The organism is Nocardioides immobilis (assembly GCF_003515065.1).
In the GTDB taxonomy this organism is placed as follows: domain Bacteria; phylum Actinomycetota; class Actinomycetes; order Propionibacteriales; family Nocardioidaceae; genus Nocardioides; species Nocardioides immobilis.
Window position 1 is genome coordinate 113,542 of the sequence record NZ_QXGH01000022.1, and the last position, 23,012, is coordinate 136,553.

Genomic DNA, 23,012 nt, shown 5'->3' on the forward strand with positions numbered 1-23,012 from the left:
GAGAGGACAGCCCCAGTGATGACCCCAACGACAGTCGACGTCGTCGTGATCGGCGCCGGACACAACGGTCTGGTGGCGGCGAACTACCTGGCCGATGCGGGACGCAGCGTCCTCGTGGTGGAGGCGTCGGACCGGATCGGCGGGTTCACCGCTTCGCAGAGGGCGATCCCTGAGGCACCGGACCACCTGACCCATCCGTACTCGTTCGACCCGTTCTTCTGGGACTCGTTCCCTCCGGCGAAGGAGCTGCAGCTGGAGCGGCACGGGCTGAAGCGGGTCCGGGTCGACCCGGGTCTCGTCTACCTCGACCCGGAGGACGCGTCGATCGGTTTCTGGGAGGACCCCCGCAGGACCGCGGCCGAGATCGAGCGGTTCAGCCGGGCCGACGCCCGTGCCTACCTCGAGTTCGCCGGGCTCCTCCGCGCGTTCAGCGACGTGGCGCTGGCGTACTTCGTCAGCAACCCGGCCCGGCTCGACCGGCGACCGCTCGCGCGCACCGCTCGTCAGGCGTGGCGACACCGCGCGCGGCTGCGCGACATCGCGTCGCTCGCGACCGGATCGGCGGCCGAGGCGATCGCGGAGCGGTTCGAGCACCCGGTCGTCCGGAACGCGCTGCACTCCGTCGCCGGCTCGACGATCCCGAACTCCGCCGACGGGAGCGGCGCCGGCTTCCTGTGGCTCGCCAACCAGCACCGCCACTCCCACCAGCACCCCATCGGCGGCGTCCAGTCCCTGCCCGACGCGCTGGCCCGGCGCCTCGAAGGCACCGGAGGAAGCGTCCAGGTGGAGGCTCCCGTGGCCGAGATCCTGGTCCGGGGCGGCCGAGCCGTCGGCGTCCGCCTCGCGGATGGCCGCGAGATCGAAGCCCGAGAGGCAGTGGTGGCGAGCTGCGACCCCAAGACCGCGCTCGGGCGGCTGCTGCCCGGAGGCACCCTGTCCCCCGAGCTCGAGACCCGGGTTGACGGCATCGCGGTCCGCAACGGCGGCTACGGCCAGATGAAGGTCGACCTTGCCTTCTCGGGCCGGCTGTCGCTGGGCCGGTACGAGAAGTGGCGCGGCGACGGCCTCGACCTGCGCAAGCCGATGCACGTCCTCGCGACGGAGGCCGGCATTGAGCGGGCGTTCGCCCGGTCGGCCGCAGGCCTGCTGCCGTACGACGACGACTGGAGCATGTGGAACGTCATCCCGACCGGCGTCGACCCGTCCCAGGCACCGCCGGACCAGGACAACTTCTACTGCTACCTCGCAGTGGCGCCGTACGAGCCCGAGGAGGCATGGGACGTGCCCGATGCCGGAGGGCACACCCTGCGCGACCGCGCCGGTCAGTCGGTCGTCCGCAAGCTCTCGATGTTCTACGAAGGAGTCGAGCAACTGGAGCTCGGCCGCCGGATCCTGAACAACCAGGACTTCGAGCGCCTGGTCGGGGCCAGCGGCGGCAACATCACGCACGTCGACATGACCCTCAGCAGGGGCGGCCCACGCCGTCCGGCGCGGGGGCTTGCCGGCTATGCGACGCCGGTCCCCGGCCTCTTCCTGGGAGGCTCGGGCTCCCATCCGAGCGGTGGCATCACCGGCGCGCCCGGCTACATGGCGGCAAGAGAGGTGCTCCGCGGAGAGAAGAGGCGGCGGTCATGACAACGGAGCCGTTGGTCGAGTCGGAGAGGACCAGGACCAGTCCGACTCCGGGCCCGCTGGTCTTCTGGTCGGCCTTCGGGGCCGTCGCGTGCACGCTCGCTGTCTACTGCTGGGGCAGCTGGGCCTTCTCCGCGGACTTCGTCCGCGCGGAGCCGGGGGGCGACGACTACCGCTTCCTCTGGTACCTGCGGGCCTTCGAGGTGCTGTCGATGATCGCCACGGTGGGCATGTTGTGGTGGTTCGTGGCGCGCCCGTGGCTCCGGACGAGACACGTCCCGCTCGACGGCAAGATCCTGCTCGGGATGATGGTGGCGTACGTCGTCGACCCGATCCTGAACCTGTTCAACCACTCGTTCGCGATGAACGCGCACTCGCTCAGCTTCGGGTCGTGGGCAGGGTTCCTGCCGCTGTTTCCGAGCCCCGGTCAGGAGCGGTTCGCCGAGGGCCTGCTCTGGGCACAGCCGCTCTACATGTACTTCGGCCTACTCGCCGCGATGGCCGGCTGCTGGGTCCTCCGCCGCTTGCGCACCTGGCTCCCGCGGTCGAGCACGGCGACGCACTACGCGGTCCTCTTCGTCGTGTTCATGGTGGTGGACTGCATCGCCGAGGTCGGGCTCCTGGTCTACCCGCAGATGTACGTCTTCCCCGGCGTGCCGGAGGGCTTCAGCCTGTTCGCCGGCGAGATCTACCAGTTCCCGCTCTACCAGTCGGTGTTCGCGGCGGTGTTCGCCGGCATGGTCACCTGGCTGCGCGACTCGGTGGACGACACCGGCCGGTCGGCGGTCGAACGCGGCGTGGACGAGCTCGTCGCGTCGCCGTTCCGCAAGCACCTGACGTCGTACCTCGCCGTCACGGGCTTCTGCACGGCAGCGGCGCTGGGCTACTTCCTGCCCTACAGCTTCGCCACCATGTACGCCGACACCTACATCGACCTGCCGTCGTACCTCGACAACAGCGCGTTCTGCGGGGTCGAGGGACAGCCCGAGTGTCCGTCCCAGCACCTCGACCGGCTGGAGGGCGGCGATCCCGCACCGTGAGGCAGGATGACGTGATGGGGAGCTCGTCGCCGCTGACCGTCCAGGCCCGCTCCGGGGCCCGGCGGCGTGAGGCGACGAAGGCCCGCGTCGTCGAGGCGACCCGCCGCCTGCTCATGGACGGAGAGGCCTACGCCGACCTGTCGATGGAGCGGATCGCCAAGGAAGCCGGCGTCTCCCGGGCCACGTTGTATCTCCACTTCGGCGACAAGCGGGACATCCTCGCGCAGATCGCCGAGGAGATCGTCGAGCAGCGCTTCGCGCTCGGGGCCGAGGTGCTCGCCGATCCGGAGATCGACCGCGAGACCCTGCGCACGATCGTGACCGACATGACCCACCGCTGGATGGCCGACGCACCACTCCACAGCGCGATCATCACGCTCGCCGAGCAGGACCCGGACGTCCGACAGCTGTGGGTCGACGCGATCCACGAAGTCGGTGCGATGGGGGCCGACCTGATGCGCCGGCACTGGGGTGATGGACCCTCCGCCGCGCCGGACCCCGACACCATCGGCCAGGTGCTCGCGTGGATGTTCGAACGGTCGGCGCACCAGCTCGCCCGCGACCCCGAGGACGAGGCAAGGGTTGCGGACGCCGTGTCCGAGGTCGTGTGGCGGGTCTTCGAGTACCGCCCCCGGTGACCCTGTCCCCGGGCGGGCGTCAGGAACGCCCGGTTCTGGCGCGGGACGGCGCGGTCGGAGCGTAGAGAGCCTGGGTCCACACGTGGACGATCGTGTCCACGATGTCCGGCTGACCCTCCCCGGTCTCGACGATCATCGCCACGTCGCGCTGCATCGCGGCGAACGTCGCGTCCACGAGGAAGCCGGCCAGGCTCTCTGCCGACACGCCCTTCCGGCGGCCGAGGTCAGCGGCCACGGTGGGTACGGCGCGGTCCCTCTGTCCGAGGAGCGGCGCGCCCGGCTCGGCGAGCTCAGTCGGGCGACGGAGTCCGACCTCGAGCTCTCCACCAACCCGCGGGGCGGCAGCGCTCCCCTCACGCTCGCTCTCGGTGCTGCGACGGAGGACGGTCTCAGCCGTCGTTAGTCACCGTGGAGCCGGTCGGCTGCCCCAACGGTGCTCCCTAGAACGGCGGCGTCAGGTAGGACGGCAGGTCGGCGAACGAGTCGCCGCCGAGGCTGAGCCAGTTGAACGGCAGGTGGTAGAGCATCATCAGCACGACGGCGGCGTACCCGGTGGCGGCCAGCAGTCGGGCCGGCTGCACCGACCACCGCGGGAGGTGATGCACCCCGCGCTCGATGAACGACCGGCCGTCCGGGTCCCGCTCGGCCGACAGCCGGATCGCGGCGAAGCCCATCGCCACGCAGGCGACGAGGAAGCTCTCGTAGAGCGGGAACTGGTGCTGCTCTCCCGCCCACAGGGTGAGCGACTCCTCGGTCCGGACGAACGAGTAGGCCTCCGACGTGCGGATGATGATGTTCTCGGCGATGAAGTCGAAGACGAAGAAGAACACGAACATCACCGCGAGGGCGAGCGTCTCGGACATCCGCGGCCACCGCGCCAGGAGCCTGGCCCGGACACCGAGCCCGAGGGCGGCCTCGGCCGAGCAGAAGTAGACGTACATCGGCAGTCCCCAGAGCAGCGCCTCGCCGTACTCCGTCGGGACGCCCTGGTTGTGGAACGGGAGGTGCGCGGACCACGCGCCGAGGTTGACCGAGTGGGCGTTGAACGCGAACAGGAAGTCGTAGAGGTTCAGCCACGAGTCCATCGCGAAGCCGAAGATGCCGCCGATGACCAGAAGCCCCTCGATCCGGATCTCCCGGGTCTTGCGCCACGGCTTGACCGCCAGGAACCAGATCGCGGTCAGGAGCACGACGACGCTGGCCACCTCCACGACCCGCAGCGCCACCAGCGAGGAGGTCGGCATCACGTCGCCCGGCATGATCTCGGCCGGCCCGAAGTCGCGATCGCTCGTGACCCAGCCGTACGCCGCGCGCAGGCTCACGGCCATCCACACCAGGCCGACGGCGCCCCAGGCGAGCACCGCGTGGTTGCGTCGCGGGTCGGAGGACCCAGAGCGGTCGGTGCCCGTGCGGGTCTCGAGGCTGGTCACTTCTCGGCGTCTGGCGTCGTCTCCGGCAGGTCGGACGGTGGTGCGGTCGGGTCGTCGGGCAGGTAGGAGTCGGCGTACTCGACGTCGGCGTCCTCGAGCAGGTCGCCGAGGTAGCTGCGCCAGGCCTCGAGGCGTTCACGGTTCTGGAGCTCTCGGGCCAGGGTCTCCTTCACGGCGGCGAACGTCAGCGCCGTCGACGGACGGACATCGGCGACCTTGCCCACGTTCCAGCCGTACTGGGTCTCAACCGGCCCGAAGACCGAGCCCCTGAGCGTCGAGAAGGCGGCGTCCGCGTAGTCGGCCTCGAGCTGGTCCGCGGTGACCAGGCCCAGGTCGCCGCCGCTGTCGCGCGTGCTCCCGTCGCGGGACCAGGTCGCGGCGACCTCGCCGAAGTCGGCACCACCCCGGAGCGCCTCGAGAACGCGCTGCGCGTCCCTCTTCGTCTCCACGACGATGTTGAGCAGCCGCCGGGCCTCCGGCGTGACCATCCGATCACGGTGCTCGTCGAAGGCGACCCGGACGTCCTCGTCCGTCACGTCCGGCACGTCCTGCACGACCTCCTCCACCAGGCGCGAGGTCGCGAGCTGGCTCGTGATCTCGTCGAGCACGTCCTGCTCGTTGATGCCGACCTCGCTCAGCCAGTCGACGAACGCCTGGCGACCGCCGACCAGCTGGTCCTCGATCAGCTGGTCGAGCTGGTCCTGCGCCTTGCGCTCGGGGATCTCGATCTGGTGCTCCTCGATGGCCTCGTCGAGGATCAGGCTCACCGCCATCGACTTGGCGGAGTCCTTGTCGAACTGCTCGCCCTCGGATTCGTCCTCGGGGCGTTGGACGCCGTACAGCGCACCCAGGATCTCGACCCGGTCCTGCAGCTCGTCCTCGGTCACGACCCGGTCGCCGTACCTGAGGACGGCGTCCTCGGGCAGCTCGTCGTCGGCGAGACGCGTGTAGGCGAACACCGCGACCGCAGCCAGCAAGCCGACACACAGCACCGCCGCGACCAGCTTGGTGCGGTCGATCTCCTTGAGCCGATCCATCATCGGACTGCCTCCTCCATCTGGGGTGTCTCTGTTGCCGGGACCTCGATCGGATCTCTCCGCGGGCGGGCCCCGGTGAACACCGCGTCGACGAGGAACGCTGCGACGACGGAGCTGATCACTCCGCCGGCCAGCAGCAGGCCGAAGTCGCGGAGCACGGCCAGGTCGCTCAGTGCCAGGACCAGGTAGCCCGCGGTCGCGGCGGCTGCTGCGGTCAGAACAGGTACGGCGGCGGAGCGGCCGCGCCGGTCGTCGACCATGACTGCGAACTCGCAGCCGGTCGCTGTCACCAGGGAACCGATCGCAACGGTCAGCGGGCTCAGCGACCCGGTCGTCAGATGAGCGATCAGGGCGACCCATCCGGTCGACATCAGTACGACGAGCGCGGCCCGTGCTCCTCGGCGTACGTCGGCGAGCCCGATCGCGACCACGGCAACCGCGAGCGAGATCCCGACCAGGTTGATGAGGAGCCGACCGTCGCCGACCAGCTCCAGGCCTTGCACGGCCGCGACCGGGAGCCCGACGACGTCGGTCTCGAGACCGTCCGGCGGGTCGCCGGCGGTGGCCTCGATCCGCTCGACGAGGTCGCCGAGCTCTGCGATGTCGTCGAACTCGACGCCGTAGACCATCACTCCGACCGCACGGTCCGAGCGGACGACCGCGGAGGACAGGTAGCGCGGCATGACCTCCATCGCTGCGTCGACCTCGGCCGGCGTCGGCTCCTCACCCAGGAACCGGAACAGGTCGGCGAGGCTGAGCACGGGGTGCACCTGGTCACCGAGCTCGCTCACGATCGCGTTCTGGGTGTCGCGACTCCAGGCGAGCGCCTCCGGCGTGGCGACGTCGTCGCCGGTGACGACGATGCTGATCTCGCCGTTGGACCCGAGGACCTCCTCGGCGTACTCGGCGTCCGTGAGCTGCGGGAGACCCTCGGCCAGCGCGTCGGGCTGGGACTCGACGGAGAGTCCGGGAAGAAGCGTCCAGCCGAACACGGCCGCCGCCGCGCCGGCCGCCGCCAGCACAAGGACCGGGGCGCGTCGGCGCTGCCGCTCGCGTGGCTCCTGCGGCTCGCGTTCCGCGGGAGCCGGCGTGACGCCGAGGACCCAACGGAGGCCGAGGGCTGCCAGCACGGTCAGCACGATGCCGAGTGCGAGCGCGAGCCCGAGCTCGGAGACGAACGGGAGCGGCGACAGGCCGAGCGACGCGAAGCCGACCACGCCGGCAGCCGCGGCCACCAGCGCTGCCCGATCATGCCCGCCGCGCGACAGGTAGAGGGGGAAGTCACTGCCGATGCCGAGCAGGATCGGGAGGAAGGCGACCACACCGAGGGACACCGGCCGGTCCAACCAGCCGAAGCACGCAAGCGCGGCACCGGTGCCGACCAGGGCTGCGGCGACCGGGCGCAGCCGCGACCGCCGCCTCGACGTCCACGGCACCAGGAGGAAGACCAGCCCCACCGCGGCCAGTCCGATCAGCCCTAGCCGGGGCGCCTCGGAGCGGGCGCGGTCGCTCAGGGCCGCGGTGATCGTCGGGACGCCGGTGACGGTGACCCGGCTGGTCTCGACGTCGGAGTCAGCGACGGCATCCTCGACCGCGGTCGTCAGACGGGCCGCGGCGTCCTGGCTCAGATCGCTGCGTGGCCGGACCAGGAGCGCCACCTTGTCCGGGGCAGGCACGACGAACTTCCACTCCGGCCGCGGCGCCAGGTTCTCGTCGAACAGGACGATCTCGACGAACCTCGGGTTGCGAAGGGTCGGGAGCCCGGCCCCCATGCCCTTCACGAGCAGGGCGCCGTACCGCCGGTCGAAGACTTTCACGACCCGCTCCCCGGCCGCCCTGGCCGCGGCGGGTGACAATCCACGGCGCTGCGCTTCCGCGATCGCGGTCTGGCGCAGGCCGTCCCTACGTCCCACGATCTGCGACAGCATGTCCTGCGCGGCACCCGCGGTCTGGTTGAGGATCGTCCCGGGCCCGTAGACCGCGGCGACGTCGGCGAGTCCGGCGAGCTCGCCCTCGAGCCCGATCAGCGCCATCAGCTGGTCCTGGACCGTGAAGAACGAGCGAGGCTCGTCGGACTCCAGGATCACCACCACGGCGTCACCGCCGAACTCGTCGTCCTTCTGCTCCAGTGCCACCGCGACAGGGTCCGACGCCGGCAGCATCGAGTCGAGCCCGGTGTCGACCTCGAGTCGCGCGAGCCCGCCACCGATCGCCGCGAGCACGACCACCGCGACGAGGGCCGCCAGCGGCAGTCTGCCGCGGGCGCGCCTCGTCGGGTGGTCCGTCCCGGTCATGGCAACCGCTCGACCCTCGGGTAGGTGCCGTTGTACGGCGCGGGCGCGTCCGCGGTGCCCGGGGCGGGGTAGGGGTTGTTCCACCACAGTCCGGTCTCGGGCAGGTCGGCCGGGATCCCCCGGACCGTGCCGATGCCCTGGGCGGTGGCGGTGAGTCGGATCGGCCGGATCCCGTCCTCGGCGAGGGTGTCGAAGGACGCACCGAAGTTGGCGAACAGCGCGCCGAGGTCCAAGCCGTAGGGCTCGAGGTAGGCCAGCATCGGGTTCACGTCGCGCAGGAGCGTTTCCGCCTCGGGCACCACACCGCTGAGAGCGTCGGTGAACGCAGGGAGGCGGTCCAGGGTCCGCGGGGCGCGCGCGAGCGTGGTGTCGAGTGCGGGCAGCAGCCCCGCCAGGTCATTGGTGACAGCGGGAAGGGTCAACAGCGCAGCGTTCAGGTCGGGAGCCGCCACTCGGAGCGACCGGGCGATCGGCGTCAGCGGACCGGCCAGGTCCTGCAGGCTCACCGCGCCCGCATCGACGTTCTGGATGAGGCCGGGCAGCTCACGGACGACGTTCTCGACGGCGGCCCGCTTGTCGGCCGTTGCGTCGGTGAGCTCCTGGGCCGCCTCCACCAAGGTCACGATCTGGCCCTGGCCCGCGTCAAGCGCATCGAGCAGCTCGCGTGCCTCGACCGTGAGCGCGGTCAGGTCGGTGCCCTGCTGCTCCAGCGCGTCGAGCACGACGTAACCCTCGCGGCCGATGTCACCGGCGGCGGTCACCAAGGCGTCCACCTCGGCTCCGGTCCCCCGAGTCGCGCGACCGAGGCCCCGCACCACTTGCTGGAGGGAGGCCCGGGTGGGCGCGTCGAGGGTGGACAGCAGCTCGTCGACGTCGACCGCCGGGATGACCTGTGCGGCGTCGAGCTCCGTGCCCGAGGACAGCTCCTTGCCGTCGCCGTCGACCACGTCGACGTACGACGAGCCGACGAGCGACTTCACACCGACGCGGACGGTCGCGCCCTCGTGGAGGGGCGCGGCGCTCGGGTCGAGACTGATCTCGATGCGCACCTCGTCGCCGACGAGATCGCGCGACTCCACTCGCCCGACGGTCACACCGGCGATCCGCACCTCGCCGGTCTCGAGCAGGTTCTTCGAGTCGTCGACCATGAAGGCCACGCGGTAGTCGTCCGGGTCGGCGACGACCGGGATCGAGCCTCCTGCCTTCACCCAGAGGAAGGAGAAGCCGACGAGACAGCACAGGGTGAAGCCGAGGACCGTGGCCATGCCCCGGTTCTTTCGCATCGCGTTGATGATCGTCATCCGAGTCCCCCTCCGGTCGGGTCTGTCAGCTTCAGGACGACGTTGGCTCGCCCGAGTCCGCCGTTGACGTCGCCGAGGCTGAAGGACGACGAGGTGTTGTAGATGAACGCGCCGAGGTGGTCGAGCCAGGGAACCATCCGTGCGGTGACGTCCGGCAGCGTGGAGACCACCGGGCTGAGGTCCCCGAGCGACACCCGCACGTCCGACACCAGCGGACGCAGGTCGGCGACGATCGGACGCAGCTTGCGCACCACGGGGCGTGCGGACTCGAGGAGGCCGCGGGCGTTGACGACGGTGTCATCGAGGTCGGCGAGCGCATCGGGAAGGTCACCCGACGCCTCGTTGAGGGCGACGAGGGCCGGGCTGAGCAGGTGGCTCAGCTGAGCCGAGTTCAGCATCGACTCCCGCAGGGTCCGGGTGACGCCGGGCAGCGAGCTCAGCGTCTGACCGACCTGCCTGTCGTTGCGGGCGAGAACCCCCAAGGTGGTTGCCAGCGAGTCCGCCAGCGACGTCAGCCGGGCATCGTCCTCGCCGGCCGCCTGGGAGATCTGGGCGACAGCCGTCACCAGGTGCTCGAGGTTCGCCCTCCGCCGGTGGAGCGCGTTGACCACCGGCTCGAAGCTGGAGACGGCGCCGTCCAGGGCCCGGACCCCGTCGGGCAGGTTGGCTGGAGCATCTGCCAGTGCGACGTCCGCCTGCGTGACAAGGTCCGTGAGGGCGTTGCGGGCCCGGGCGTCGAGCTCGTTGAGCAGCTCATAGGGCTGCAGCACCCGTTCGGTCTGGGTCATCGGGATCGTCCCGCCCTCGTCGAGCGGCGCCGCCGGCGGGCCACCCGGGTCGAGCGCGACGTACATGACGTTCAACGGCGTCTTCGATCGCATGACGAGGCGGGCGTTCGTGTAGACCTTCTGGTCCGGGTCGATCGTGAACTTCAACCGAGCCGCGCCCTCGTCAGTGACGTCGGCGCCGGTGATCTTGCCGACCGAGATGCCGGCGATCCGCACCTCCTGCCTGGCTGCCAGCTGGACAGCGGGCGCCTGGTCGAACTCGGCGGAGAACTCGAACGTGTCCGCCGTCGGCGACACGACGTCGTACTTCGTGAACAGGTAGACGGTCGTCATGGTGCCGACCACCAGCAGGGCGACGACGATCGCGACGTCGCGTTTGAGGCCCGGCGTGTTCTGGACCCGGCCCCACAGAGCACTCAGCTTCTTCACCGCGACACTCCTGCGTTGTCGAGAACGTCGTTGCGCAGCGCGGGGTCGTCGATCCCGGCGTTGTCGAGCGCCAGGTTCACCAGGTTGTCCAGCGAGAACGGCACGCCACTGATCGAGTCGAGGCCGACACCCGCCTGGAACGCCAGGGTGGATCCCCGCGAGTCCTGACCCATCGAGGCCCGGTCGATGTTCGTCGCCATGTAGGCAAGCTCCTGGTAGACCTTGTGGTCGGCCTGATAGCCCTCCGCGCTCCGGGAGTACGGCCCGCTGCCGACCCACGGGTTCAGCAGGAAGTCCATGACCGGGCCCTTGACCCTGGCCATCACCGGCCCGCGGAGGTCCCGGAGGATGCCCGTCGCCTGATCCGTGACCGGGACCAGCTGCTCGACGGCGGGTCGCAGCTCCCGAAGAGTCGGCACGAGGTCGCGCAGGACCGGCTGCGCGATCCGGAGCGTCGGCTTCAGGTCGACGAGCAGGTTGGCGAGCTCGGGGGTGGCCGGCTGCAACGACGACGCCGTGGTCTCGAGCCGGGTGACGACGTCGGCAAGGCCGTTCATCCCGTCTCCCCCCTGCTCCAGGGTCGCTGGCAGCTCGGCGAGGACGGTGCTCAGCTCGTCGCGGTGCCGGGCGAGGGTGGACGAAGTGGTCGCGAGGTCCGTGACCGTCGCATCGAGCTGACCATCGGTCCGCGTGAGGGCGCGCGCCGCGGCATCCAGACGGCTGACGATCCCGTGGAGGTCCTGACGAGGCCTGGTGCCCTGGGCGGATTCGAGGACCGGCGTCACGGGCCGGAGCACGTCTGGCGCGGAGTCGAGCAGGTCGGGGATCTCGTCCGAGCTCTCGGAGAGCGTCGGGCCCGCATTTCCGACCAGCCCCTGGAGCGCCTCGCGCGCATCCGCCGGAAGCGCCTCGACGATGGTGTCGAGCTCGACCGGGATGCTCGTGCGCTGGATCGGGATCTCGCCCGCGAAGGCGCCCTCACCACCGGGGTGCAGCTCGATCGCATACCGACCGCCGAGCAACGTGCGCGGCTCGATGTTGGCGGTCGGCGTGGAGCCGAGCTTGTCGACGATGCCCTCGTCCAGCTTCATGGTCACCAGGGCGGTGCCATCGTCGGTGCCATCGATGTCCGTGACCTTGCCGACCGTGATACCGGCCATCTTCACCGACGAGTCGTGGGCTCGAAGCTTGTACTGACTGCTGAACTCGGCCGTGATCGTGTCGCCGCCACTGAGCAGGTTCGTGATCTGCGGCTTCATCGCCAGGAGGCCGATGACGACGGCGGTCACGACGTAGAGCGAGAGTCCCAGCTTCACGATCCGAGCGCGACCGGTACGAACAGGCGGGGCCGCGAGCGCCCTGCGGAGTCGACGAAGAATGTTCATGAGATCGCTTCCTCAGTCCCTCACGTCGGTGTTGGTGCTGTGGTTCCACGCAGTGCCGGGCACTGGGTAGGCCTCCTGCCCGTAGAGCGGGTCCGGCAGGCCGTTGACGCTGAACAGGCCGACCCCGGTGAGCATCGCCGCGAAGTAGTGCTGGTCGTCGCTGCCGAGGGTGCCGCTCAGCAGGTCGTGCTGGCTGAAGAAGCGACCCATATCTCCGGCGTACGGAGCGGCGGGGAAGAGCAGCTCGGCGAGACTCTGCACGCCGTCGCTCACCCGCGGGATCAACGGCCGGGCGTCGGCCAGGGTGGAGGTCAGGTCGATGACGACCGGCTCTGCCTGCTCGGCAATGCCCGGAACACGCTCCAGCGGGTCGACCGAGTTGCGAAGGAACGCACGGAGCGAGCCCGACGACCGGCCGAGCGCCTCGCCACCAGGACGGAGGTCGCGAACGGCGACCCTCGCGTCGGCCAGCGGCGGATGGAGAGCATCGAGCGCACCCCGGGCGTCACGGAGCGTGGGCGGCAACGCCTCGACCGTTCGGCGCAACGGATCACCGTCATCGACCGAGAGCGCGCTCACCGTCAGGTCAGCGTTGTGCATCAGCGCGGCGATCTGGTCCTCCCTGCCCCGGAACCGGCTCACCAGTCGCGTGGCACTGGTGAGCGTCCCCGGGAGGTCGGCTGACGGGCTGGTGAGCGCACCCGTCACCACTTCGAGATCGGCGAGCAGCTCGGGCGAACGGGCAAGGACGACGTTCAGGTCCTGGCCGTGGCCGGCCAGACCGGTGGACAGCTCCCGAAGGGCCACCTGGAGCTGCCGCCGAGTCGCGGGATCGAAGGCGCCGAGGATGTCCTCGACGGAGGTCGACGGCGTGGTCTGCTCGAGCGGGATGCCGTCCGCGCCCAGCTCGCCGGCGTCGGCGGTGCCCGGGTCGAGGTCGACGTACTTCTTGCCCAGTGCGGAGATGTTCCCGACGAAGGCAGTGGCGTCTTCGTAGATCTCCTGCTCGCCGTCGAGGCGGAGGGTCACCTCGGCGGCGCCGTCGACGTACTCGATCTCCGACACGGTGCCGACCCGGGCACCGCTGGTGCGGACCTCTTTGCCGGTCTTGAGGATGCCGACGTCGCTGAAGGTCGCCGTGACGTAGGTGTACTTCTTGGCGGGCAGTGCGCCGCCGGTCTGGACGATGCCGCCGACGATCGCTACCACGACAAGCAGCGCCAAGGTGCCGATCCCGAACATGAACCGGCGGGCTTCGTCGCGATGAACTGGCATGGTCATCAGTTGCCGCCTCCGAGAAGCTGGTCGAGGAGCTGCTCCTCCTGGCGCGGGTTCAAGCCGAGGGCACTGGTCGGGTCGGCCTTTGCCCCGTCACGTCGACCGCCGAGCAAGCCGTCGAGCCCCCCGAGCAGGCCATCGAGCGGACCGTCGCCCAGCAAGTCCTCCGGCAACAACCCGCCACCGGTGCCGTCGTTCGTCGTCGTCGGCTGGTCCACGCCCTGGTTGGCGGGCAGCAGCGACGTCAGCAGACTGTCGAGGGTGGTCGGCGTGACGTACACGACGCCCCGGAAGTAGTGCGAGATGCCGTCACGCCCGTTGGTGCTCAGCGCCCACTTCCGGACGAACTCCATGACGCCGTGGAGGTTCTCGTCGAGGAGCTCGCGTCCGATCGGGCGTAGCGATGCCGCTGTCGTGCGCAGGTCGGGACCGGTCGCTCGGAGCTGGGCGACGACAGGGGCAGCCTGGTCGAGCAGCGCATCGGCCTCGGCGAGCACCGGCTCCAGCGAGCCGAGCGCAGGATCCGCGGCCGCGGCGAAGTCCTTGAGCTCCGCCACCACGTCGGACAGGTCGTCGGTGATCGGGCGGATCGCCCGCAGGGTCGGTGTCAGCTCGCCGGCCACGCCACTGAGGTCCGCAAGGGTCCGACGGGCGGAGGTGAGCGTGCCCGGCAGCTCGATCAGGGTCTGCTCGAGCGCCTCCTCCTGGACGGCGACCGAGTTGAGGATCTCGGTCGTGGACCCGATCAGCCGGTCGAGCGTGCGACCACCGTCCTGCGCCACTGCGGTGGCGACCGGGTCGGTGGCAGCCACCAGGTCTTCGAGCACCTGGTTGTGCTCACCGAGGAGGTCACCGAGCTCCTCGGCGTTCTCCATCGCCGGGGCCAGCGCCTTGATGGCTGCAGCAACCTCGCCACCGTTGGCATCGAGGCCCTCGCCGAGGGCGGTGACGACCGCGGCCAGCGACGCTGCCGTCGGTTCGTGGAACGTGTTGAGGACGTCTTGCAACGTCACCGCCGAGGACACCTGATCCGCCGGAATCACCGCGGGCTCCAGGAAGGGGCGGTCGGCCGAGCCCTCATCGAGATCGACGAAGTTCTCACCGAGGAGGTTGACGGGCCGCACGGTGAGCGTTGCGTCGTCGTGGATGGGGAGCACCCCTTCGGCGACCTCGAGCTCGACCCGCGCCTTGCCGTCGACCAGCTCGATGCTCGCGACCTGACCGACCAGGACGCCGGACGCCCGGACCTCGTTGCCCTCGGCGAGCGCCTGGGCATCAGCGATGGTCGCCACGACGCGAGTGCCGTCGTCGGCCGACTCGCCGCCGTCCCGTAGGAGGACGACCGCAACCAGGGCCATCAGGAGCACGGCCACGGCGCCAACGGCGAGTGGTGACCGCCTGAGCGTGGTGATCAATGGATCTCATCTCCGTTCGCGTCGCTCCAGGGCTGGTCGGCGACCTGACCCGGAACCGGCTCCTGCCACTGCGTCATTCCGGGCGGGAGCACTCCGGGGTTGCTGTTGAAGGACGTCGCGGAGACCGGGATCATGGCGCGCCCGAAGTGGCCCGCGGAGTTCTTGGCGGAGAACAGGGACGTCCAGTTGGTGAGGAACCCGATGACCTCCGGCGTGTACGGCCGGAGGAACGACACCGCCGGCTGGACCGACGACAGGCTGGACTGGAGGTCCTCGAGCACCGGCGTCCCGTTGCTCAGGAGCGCCGGCGTGTGCCCGAGCAGGGTCCTGGCAGCGCTGAGCGTCGGCCGCAGCTCCGCGACGACTGGCCGCAGGTCCGTCAGGACCGGCTTCAGCCGGGCGGCCACGGCAGGCAGCTCGTCCGTGGCCGGGCGGAGGTCCTCGAGGAGCGGGATGGTCTCGTCCACGGCCCCCGGGATCGCGGTGAAGAGCCGGTTGCCCGCGTCGATCGTCGAGCTGACCTCGTCGAGCGAGGTGCGCAGCTGGTCCTGCTGTTGCGCCGCCGTGGTCAGCACGGAGGTGAGGTTGGTGACGGTCGTCGACAGCTCGGTGTCCCGCTCGGCGAGAACCGAGGTGATCTGGCGCAGGTCGGTCAGCAGCCGACGGATCGCCGGGCCGTCCTTGCCCACCGCTCGCAGCACCTCGCCGAAAGCCTCGGCGAACGGCCCGGCCGTCCGCAATGTCTCGTTGAGCGTGCCGACATTGGGGGCGATGGTCTGCTCGAGGTCGGCGACCAGGTGCCGCACCTTTCGCCGTGTAGGTGCGTCCAGTGCCGCGAAGATGTCGTCGAGCTCGACCCGTTCGGTCGTGGCCGTCACGACCTTCCCGGACGGAAGGGCGGCGTTGTCCTCGGGACCGGCAGTGAGCAGCACCTCTCGGCGACCGAGGAGCGAGTTCCAGCCGATCCGTGCCCGGGTGCCGGCATTCAAGGGCGCCCAAGCCTCGTCGATGGTCACTGTCAGCTGCGCCGCGTTCCCCTTGACCGCGACGTCGGTGATCTCGCCCACCTCGCGGCCCGCGATCCGCACGGGCGTCCCGGCCACGACACCGTCGGCTGCCGGCACCATGAGGCGCAGCTCGTACTCGTCGTCCGATCCGCCGCTCGTCGCGAACAGGACCACCACGGCTGCCACGAGGAGGGCCAGCCCGGCTACCGCCGCACGCGGAAGGTGAAGGAGCTTCGACACGCTCAGTCCATCCCGAGGGGGCCGACGGCGTCCCCTGCGAGGAACTGCCGGACGAACGGGTCGTCGGAGCCGAACGCACCATCGGCGTCGCCGTAGTGGACCATCTGGCCCTTCCAGATGACGGCGACGTAGTCGCTCACGGTGCGCGCGGTCGGGATGTCGTGGGTGATGACGATGTACGTCCCGCCGTGCTCCTGGTGCACCTGCGAGATGAGCTGCGAGAGGAGCTTCGTGCGGACCGGGTCAAGGCCCGAGTCGGGCTCGTCGAAGAGCACCACGTCAGGACGCATCACCAGGGCCCGCGCGAACCCGGCCCGCTTGCGCATGCCGCCGGAGATCTCGTTGGGGGCCTTGTGGATCGCGCCCTCGAGGCCGACCTCCTGCAGGTTGCTCATGACGATCTCGCGGATCTCGTCCTCGCTCTTGTCGGTGTGCTTGCGGAGCGGGAACGCGACGTTGTCGTAGATGTTCATGGAGCCGAACAGAGCGCCGTCCTGGAAGAGCACCCCGAAGCGCTTGCGCAGCTCGTACCGCTCGATCTCGGACACGCGCCAGATGTCGGTCCCGAACACGCGAACCTCACCGGCGTCCGGCTCGAGCAGGCCGACGATGTGCTTGAGCAGGACGCTCTTCCCGGTGCCGGACGGACCGAGCACCGTCGTGATCGCGTCGTCCTTGAAGTCGACGCTGAGGCCGCGAAGGATGTGCGACGAGCCGAACTTCTTGTGGATGTCGCGGATCTCGATCGTGTGCTCCGCCGCCGGTGCGGCGTTCGGCGCGGCGACACCGCTGGCGTGCTCGAGCAGCATGGTCATGGTCTCTCTCCTGGATTGGCTGGGGCGGCGGGCGGCGGGCGGCAGGCGGCAGGCGACGCTCAGGTTCCGAATGCCTGATCGAGCACGTTTCCGTAGAACAGCTGGGCGAGGATCATCGAGATCAGGCTGATCAGGACGAGGTTGACGAGCATCGACTGGGCGGTGGCCCGCCCGACGCCGACGGGTCCGCCCTTGGCGGTGTAGCCGTAGTAGGAGGACACGATCGTGACGACGATGCCGATGAGGCTGGCCCAGAACGTTGCGACGATGAGGTCGCGCGGCCCCTGCAGCAGGTAGAGGACGTCCCAGAAGCCGCCCGCCGAGACCGCGTTCAGCAGGTCGACCATGAACAGCTTCGTCGCCACGAAGTGGACGACAAGGCCGGTGACGAACAGGGCAGGCAGGACGACGGCAGCGGCGACGACGCGGGTGCTGACCAGGTAGGGGATGGACCGGACGCCCATCACCTCCATGGCGTCGATCTCCTCGCTGATCCGCATGGCGCCGAGCTCGGCGACGATGCCGCAACCCGCCTTCGCGGCGAGCACCCACCCGAACACGATCTCGACGACGCCGCGCATCATCGGGATGGCGGGGACAGATGCGACGTAGCTCTCGAGCCCGAGGCCCTCGAACAGCGCGGTCCCCGTGACCCCGAGGAGGGCGCCGAGCATGAACAGCATGAACACGACCACGAGGCCGTTGGAGCGGAACAACAGCCCGGCCTGCCGGAACACCTCCGACGGGAACAGCCGGATCGCGGCCGGGCACTCGCGGAGCACACGGAGGCCGAAGGAGACCAGCTCGCCGGCATCCGCGAAGGGGCGGCTCCACGCCTGGTCGTACGCCGTACGGGCTTCCCGCGCGGCGTGCTTGGCACGGTCGACGGCGTCCGGCTGCTCGTTGGTGGGTACGGCGAGATCGGTCACTTGAACGCTCCCAGGTCCGGGAAGAGGCCGAGGACGACGGCGTTGTAGCCGAGCTGCATCACGAAGAGCGACACGAAGGCGATGACGACGGCCTGGTTGACGGCGCGGCCGAGACCCATGGCGCCGCCGGCCGCTGTGAGGCCCTTGTAGCAGCAGACGGTCCCGATCAGGGCGCCTGCGAGGAGGCAGTTGAACACCATCGCCAGCAGCTCGACGGGGCTCAGCGTCAGCCAGACGAACTGGTAGAACGACGCGCGGTCGATTCCGCCGATCACCTGTGCGCCGAACTGACAGGACAGCAGCGTGATCAGCGCGGCCGGGACCGAGAGCAACGTGGTGACCAGGGTGACCGAGACGATCCGGGGTACAACGAGCACCCGGATCGGGTCGATGCCCATCACCTGCATCGCGTCGAGCTCCTCCCGCACCTTGCGCGACCCCAGCTCCGCGGTGATCGCGGCGCCGATCACGCCGGCCACGAGCAGCGTCGCGACCCACACGGTGAACGTCCGGACGCTGTGCATCAGGAGCAGCGGACCGTAGAGCTCGCCGACGCCGGCCAGCTGGACCCAGGTCATCGACGGGACCGTCAGCGCGAGCAGGAAGCCGAAGAGTGCCAGCGAGATCGACAGCCACGACCGCTTGATCGTGAAGGCCATCTCCTCGAAGACGTCCTGCCAGTAGCCGCGCGGATGGCGGATCGCGCTCCAGGCCACCTTGATGAGGAGCTCAGCCATCCCGCCGGCCTCGTTGACCGCGCCCCGCAGGGGCTTGGGCACGAACGAGACTACCGACGAGAGGCGGCCGCCGTACGGGCCGTCGGGCTCGATGGGAAGCTCGACCAGGTCCGGGATCGAAGCCGATCCAGGTTGCGTCGTGCTGCTCACAGGTCCCCCTTCCAGGTCTCGGTCAGTGGTGGGCGCGGAGATGCTCTGCGCACGTCAGTTTCTAACCTATATTAGATTTTGTTCAGATGAAAGCCGGGCTCAGCGGCGCCGGGCGCTTCAGCCGGCGAGCGCGAGAAGGTCGGAGCGGCCCTCGCGACGCAGCACCCGCTCGCACACGTCGGGCAGCGTTGAGTCGTGGCCGAGGAGACGAAGCAGTGCCCGGCTCTCGCCGGCGGCCACCACGCTGCCGCTCTCGATCGCGGTCTCGAGGTCGACCCGGCCGAGCAGGTAGGCCAGTGCGGTGTCGCCGGCCATCGCGATCAGGCCATCGGTCGCGTCGGAGTCAGCGCCCATCCGGACGTCGTGTTCCTTGGTGTCGACGTACAGGACACAGTCGGGGTCCACGAGGCCGATCCGAATCCGCATGTGGTGGTCGCCGATGAGGGCGAGCACCAGCGGATCGGACAGCGCATCTCGCAGAGTCGCGCCGACGTACCGGACGACCTCATCGGGGCAGTTCAGATGCATGACGACCTCCACTTGACTTGCCGGGCATCGGCGCTCGACTCCGCCACGATGTCCCGGACGGCTACCCCGGCGAGACCGCGCAGATACGTACTTCGATACGTATGCCGGACGTCACAGGCCCGCGGCTAGAGTGAGTTCGCCGCCAACCGCAAGGCGAACCTCCAATGCATCAAGACGATCCGTCGCTCCCCGGCCTCCCCGGCCTCCCCGTCGACGTCAGCACGTTCATCGGGCGCCGGGCCGACCGTGCGTCGGTCCGGTCGCTCCTGACCGAGGCGCGGCTGGTCACTCTCACGGGCGTCGGCGGCGTGGGCAAGACCCGGCTCGCTCTGCGGGTGGCAGCCGACGTACGGCGAGCGTTCGCAGACGGCGTGGTGTTCGTGAGCCTTGCCCCGCACAACGATCCGGAACAGATCCCGTACGCGATCGCGACCAGCCTCGGCATGCAGGGCCGATCGCGGCGACCTACGACGACCACGCTCGTCGAGTACCTACGGTCCAGGTCGACCCTGATCGTCCTCGACAACTGCGAGCACGTCATCGATGCCGCTGCCGTCCTCGCCGACACCCTCATCCGGACCTGCCCCGACCTGCGCCTCCTCGCGACCAGCCGGGAACCGCTCCGGATCGACGGCGAGGCGATCCACGTCGTCTCCCCTCTCACCGTCCCCCCGGCGGACACGACCGCACCGCTCCAGCAGTACGAGAGCGTGATGCTGTTCGTCGATCGGGCCAAGGCTGCGGTCGCGGGGTTCAACCTGACAGTCGCCAACCGTGAGTCGGTCGGGCAGATCGTGACCAAGCTCGAGGGCATCCCGCTCGCCATCGAGCTGGCAGCCGGTCGCCTGCGCGCGATGTCCCCGGAGGAGATCGCACGGAACCTCACCGAACGCTGGGAGCTGCTCAGCAGGGGCAGCCGGACCGCGCCGGACCGGCAGCGGACGATGGCCGCGTGCATCGAGTGGAGCTTCGACCTCTGCACGCCTATCGAGCAGGAGGCGTGGGGGCAGCTCGCGGTGTTCGCCGACGGATTCGAGCTCGAGGGTGCGAGCGCGGTCTGCGCCCAGGTCGACCTGCCGGTGGCCGATGTCGTCACCGCCCTCGTCGACAAGTCGATCCTCGTGGCCACGCCGGTCGGTCCGACGACGCGCTTCCGGATGCTGCCACCCATCCGCCACCGGGGCATCTCCCACCTTCGGGTCCAGGGAGAGCTCACCGCCGTGCGCCGTCGTCACCGCGACTGGTGTGTCAACCTCTCGCACCAGGTCGTCGACATGTGGATGAGTCCGCGGCAGGTCGACGGCATCAACCAGCTCCGGCGCGAGATGGGCAACATCAACTCCTGTCTCGAGTTCTGCTGGACCGAGCCGGGCGAGGCGGACCACGGACTCGCGATGGGCGCCGAGCTCCTGGAGTTCGGGCTGGCGGATGGAGCCCTTCGCCAGGGCCGGTTGTGGTTCGACCGGTTGCTCGCACGCAGTCCCAGCGCTGACGATCTCCGTGCCCGCGCCCTCCGCACCGCTGGCTGGTGGGCGGCCATGCAGGGCGACGTCGCGCACGCATCCCAGCTGATCGGGCAAGGCTCGGACATCGCGGCCGAGGTCGGCGGACACACCGAGGTGCTGCTGACCCAGGCCCAGGCGTTCGTCGCGATGTTCTCCGGTGACGTCGACCTGGCTCACGACAAGTTCGCCGAGGCGGCCGCCGGCTTCCGGGAGTACGGCGATCGGTCCCAGGAGGCACACACCCACGCCCTCGCCGCCTTGAACGAGTGCTTCCGCAGGGACATCCCCGCGGCCCTCGCCGAGCACGAGGCCTGCCTGGCCCTCACCGAGCCCTGTGGGGAGTCCTGGTACCGGTCCTACTCCCTCTGGATCGCCGGACTCGCGCTCTGGGCCTCAGGCAAGCCCGACGAAGGCCTGGCACTGCAGAAGGCGAGCCTCGAGCTCCGTCGGCGCACCCGCGACCCGCTCGGCATCGGGACCTCGGTCGAGGCAATGGCCTGGATGTGCGTCGACGCCGATCCCGAGCGCGCGGCCCGCCTTCTCGGCGGCGCCCGGGCGATCTGGGACCGCATCGAGACGTCGACCGAGGCGCTGGCGGACCTCCACGAGTTCCATGTCGGGTGTGTCACCACCGCGCGCGGACGACTCGGGGACGCCGCCTACGAGGCCGCCTTCGAGCAGGGTCGGACCAGCAACCAGGACGCACTCGTGGCCGAGGCCCTCGGCCACGAGCAGGCAACCGTCCGTAAGGCGCGGCCGGCAGCACGGTCCGCCCAGAAGGCTTCGCCGCTGACTCCCCGCGAGCGCCAGATCGCAGAGCTGGTCGCGTCGGGAATGGGCAACAAGGACATCGCCACCACGCTCGTGATCTCGAAGCGGACCGCGGAGACACATGTCGAGCACATCCTGACCAAGCTCGGCTTCAACAACCGCAACCAGATCACGGCCTGGGTCGCCGAGCAGCTCGACTCCGCCGAGCACTGACCTCCGATCAGACGGCGTCGCGACCTTCGAACGGATCGAGGGAGAGCAGCCGTCGGCGGTCGAGCTTCCCGCTGCCGGTCCTCGGGAGCGCGGGCACGATCGCGATCCGTTCGGGTACCCAGCCGATCGGCAACGAGTCGTTCAGCGTCTCGAGGAGCACTGCCTCGAGTCGAGCCAGGTCGGCCTCCGGCGTCGCCTGCACGTAGACCATCGTCCGTCCGTGGTCTCCGTCCCGCCCGGCCACGAGTGCCGCGTCCGCGACCCAGGGGTGCGCCACCAGCGCTCCTTCGACCGCCTGCGGCATCCTCGCCCGCCGTTCGCCCCCCACGCCCGCGTGGTGCTGGTCGACCACGGTGAGCCGGCCACGGCTGATGATGCCGCGATCTCCCCAGCTGACCCAGCGGCCCGACCCGAGGGGGTGCTCGGCCTCGATCAGGCCGCTGCCCGACCCGTCGGCCACGATCCGGATTCGGGGTGCGTCCAAGTCGTCGAGAGGAACGCCCACGCTGCCCGGATAGAGCAACACGTCGACGCCCTCGATAGCTGCGATGGCTCCGACACCGGGTCCGAGATAGACGATCCGGACGACAGGCCCCCAGACCTCGACCAGTCCCCGTGTCACCGAGGGTGGACACCAGGGTGCAGTGATCAGTACCAGCCGCGGGGTCCACTCCGGGGCGGCGCCAGCATCGACAGCCTTGACGAGCGCGAGCGCGCTCGCCGGCGACAGATGGACGAGGTTCGGTCGGTGGGCGCTGATCGCTGCGATCAGGTCCGCGACCGGCGCACCACCGGCAAGAACGAGTTGGGCGTTGGCCTCGTAGGCGGCGACGGCGAGCTGGACGGCGGCTGGGTCTGACAGCGACGTGGCCAACAGGATCCGGTCGTCCGCCCGGATCGACCGATCGTCGAGGAGGGCGTCGAGGTCCCGGCGGCCGGCATCCTCGAACTGAGCGTCGGGAACGACGTAGCCGACCGGCCGGCCGGTCTGCGCCGCCGAGTAGTGGAGGGTGCCACACGGGAGCCCCGGACGTGCGAAGTCCTCCTGCAGCGCCGGGGCGGGACCGGACGACAACTCGGTCCAGCCCTCGACGTACGGCGTCAACGGCCGCAGCTGGTCGACGTACGACATGCGGCTCGGGTCGATGAGCACCTGACGGGCCTGGCTGTCGTTGATCGCGAACGCCATCTCCTCGAGGGTGAACGACGGCTCGATCGGGACCGGACACAGCCCGCGCTCCCGGATCGCGAGCAGTGCCCCGAGCCCGTCGACCGTCAAGTCGCCAATCAGCGCGACCCGGTCTTCGGCGGACCACCCCTCCCCACGTGGCCGCACGAAGCCGGGTCCGCGCCGACGGAGCTCGCCCCCCGAGCACGTCGTGATCGCCCGCCGACCGACAGGGCTGCCGGTCGCTCCCGACGGTGCGTTCACGTGCTCTCCTCCCGAGCT

General features: G+C 69.9%; 19 protein-coding genes. 5 read left to right on the forward strand and 14 right to left on the reverse strand.

What is annotated here, in order from left to right; translation table 11 throughout:
- Positions 1–18: 18 nt before the first annotated feature.
- From D0Z08_RS18275 to D0Z08_RS31705, 4 genes are all read left to right on the forward strand, one after another.
- Positions 19–1,635, forward strand: a complete 1,617-nt coding sequence (locus tag D0Z08_RS18275; RefSeq protein ID WP_118926722.1) for a phytoene desaturase family protein — start codon at positions 19–21, stop codon at positions 1,633–1,635.
- On the forward strand, positions 1,632–2,672 hold the full coding sequence (locus tag D0Z08_RS18280; RefSeq protein WP_118926688.1) for a spirocyclase AveC family protein: 1,041 nt from the start codon (positions 1,632–1,634) through the stop codon (positions 2,670–2,672). Before D0Z08_RS18275 ends, D0Z08_RS18280 begins: the two co-directional genes overlap by 4 nt.
- 14 nt (positions 2,673–2,686) lie before the next feature.
- Entirely contained in the window at positions 2,687–3,310 is a 624-nt protein-coding gene (locus D0Z08_RS18285; RefSeq protein ID WP_118926689.1) for a TetR/AcrR family transcriptional regulator, read from the forward strand.
- Positions 3,311–3,392: 82 nt separating this feature from the next.
- Positions 3,393–3,713 (forward strand): hypothetical protein, encoded by a 321-nt coding sequence (locus tag D0Z08_RS31705; RefSeq protein WP_147381465.1) that lies wholly within the window; start codon positions 3,393–3,395, stop codon positions 3,711–3,713.
- 37 nt (positions 3,714–3,750) lie between these two features.
- Here D0Z08_RS31705 and D0Z08_RS18295 read toward each other — a convergent pair whose 3' ends face one another.
- From D0Z08_RS18295 to D0Z08_RS18355, 13 genes are all read right to left on the reverse strand, one after another.
- The gene (locus D0Z08_RS18295) at positions 3,751–4,740 is read right to left on the reverse strand and encodes a spirocyclase AveC family protein (RefSeq protein ID WP_118926691.1); all 990 of its coding nucleotides are present in this window, start codon (positions 4,738–4,740) and stop codon (positions 3,751–3,753) included.
- A complete protein-coding gene (locus D0Z08_RS18300; RefSeq protein WP_147381466.1) occupies positions 4,737–5,780 on the reverse strand; it encodes a foldase protein PrsA in 1,044 nt (347 codons plus the stop codon). Before D0Z08_RS18300 ends, D0Z08_RS18295 begins: the two co-directional genes overlap by 4 nt.
- The gene (locus D0Z08_RS18305) at positions 5,777–8,071 is read right to left on the reverse strand and encodes an MMPL family transporter (protein WP_118926693.1); all 2,295 of its coding nucleotides are present in this window, start codon (positions 8,069–8,071) and stop codon (positions 5,777–5,779) included. Before D0Z08_RS18305 ends, D0Z08_RS18300 begins: the two co-directional genes overlap by 4 nt.
- Positions 8,068–9,372, reverse strand: coding sequence for an MlaD family protein (locus tag D0Z08_RS18310; RefSeq protein WP_118926694.1), 1,305 nt, complete (start codon positions 9,370–9,372; stop codon positions 8,068–8,070). Before D0Z08_RS18310 ends, D0Z08_RS18305 begins: the two co-directional genes overlap by 4 nt.
- Positions 9,369–10,589, reverse strand: coding sequence for an MlaD family protein (locus D0Z08_RS18315; RefSeq protein WP_118926695.1), 1,221 nt, complete (start codon positions 10,587–10,589; stop codon positions 9,369–9,371). The genes D0Z08_RS18310 and D0Z08_RS18315 overlap by 4 nt, the downstream gene beginning before the upstream one ends.
- Positions 10,586–11,905 carry an MlaD family protein gene (locus tag D0Z08_RS18320; RefSeq protein WP_182481377.1) on the reverse strand — a complete coding sequence of 440 codons (1,320 nt, stop codon included), beginning with the start codon at positions 11,903–11,905 and terminating at the stop codon, positions 10,586–10,588. The genes D0Z08_RS18315 and D0Z08_RS18320 overlap by 4 nt, the downstream gene beginning before the upstream one ends.
- An 81-nt stretch (positions 11,906–11,986) precedes the next feature.
- The gene (locus D0Z08_RS18325; RefSeq protein ID WP_118926697.1) at positions 11,987–13,255 is read right to left on the reverse strand and encodes an MlaD family protein; all 1,269 of its coding nucleotides are present in this window, start codon (positions 13,253–13,255) and stop codon (positions 11,987–11,989) included.
- Positions 13,255–14,625 (reverse strand): MlaD family protein, encoded by a 1,371-nt coding sequence (locus D0Z08_RS18330; protein ID WP_147381467.1) that lies wholly within the window; start codon positions 14,623–14,625, stop codon positions 13,255–13,257. Before D0Z08_RS18330 ends, D0Z08_RS18325 begins: the two co-directional genes overlap by 1 nt.
- A gap of 38 nt (positions 14,626–14,663) precedes the next feature.
- Entirely contained in the window at positions 14,664–15,914 is a 1,251-nt protein-coding gene (locus D0Z08_RS18335; RefSeq protein ID WP_118926699.1) for an MlaD family protein, read from the reverse strand.
- Positions 15,915–15,916: 2 nt separating this feature from the next.
- Positions 15,917–16,729, reverse strand: coding sequence for an ABC transporter ATP-binding protein (locus D0Z08_RS18340; protein WP_220454244.1), 813 nt, complete (start codon positions 16,727–16,729; stop codon positions 15,917–15,919).
- Positions 16,730–16,788: 59 nt separating this feature from the next.
- Positions 16,789–17,658: an ABC transporter permease gene (locus D0Z08_RS18345; protein ID WP_220454245.1), complete on the reverse strand. Its 870-nt coding sequence runs from the start codon at positions 17,656–17,658 to the stop codon at positions 16,789–16,791.
- Positions 17,655–18,545, reverse strand: a complete 891-nt coding sequence (locus tag D0Z08_RS18350; RefSeq protein WP_220454246.1) for an ABC transporter permease — start codon at positions 18,543–18,545, stop codon at positions 17,655–17,657. Before D0Z08_RS18350 ends, D0Z08_RS18345 begins: the two co-directional genes overlap by 4 nt.
- 117 nt (positions 18,546–18,662) lie before the next feature.
- The gene (locus D0Z08_RS18355) at positions 18,663–19,073 is read right to left on the reverse strand and encodes a hypothetical protein (protein ID WP_147381468.1); all 411 of its coding nucleotides are present in this window, start codon (positions 19,071–19,073) and stop codon (positions 18,663–18,665) included.
- A gap of 164 nt (positions 19,074–19,237) precedes the next feature.
- Between D0Z08_RS18355 and D0Z08_RS18360 the strand changes: the two genes are divergently transcribed.
- Positions 19,238–21,562: a LuxR C-terminal-related transcriptional regulator gene (locus D0Z08_RS18360; protein ID WP_118926701.1), complete on the forward strand. Its 2,325-nt coding sequence runs from the start codon at positions 19,238–19,240 to the stop codon at positions 21,560–21,562.
- 7 nt (positions 21,563–21,569) lie between these two features.
- Here the strand turns inward: D0Z08_RS18360 and D0Z08_RS18365 are convergent, their stop codons facing one another.
- Positions 21,570–22,994, reverse strand: a complete 1,425-nt coding sequence (locus D0Z08_RS18365; RefSeq protein WP_182481378.1) for an AMP-binding protein — start codon at positions 22,992–22,994, stop codon at positions 21,570–21,572.
- Positions 22,995–23,012: the final 18 nt, after the last annotated feature.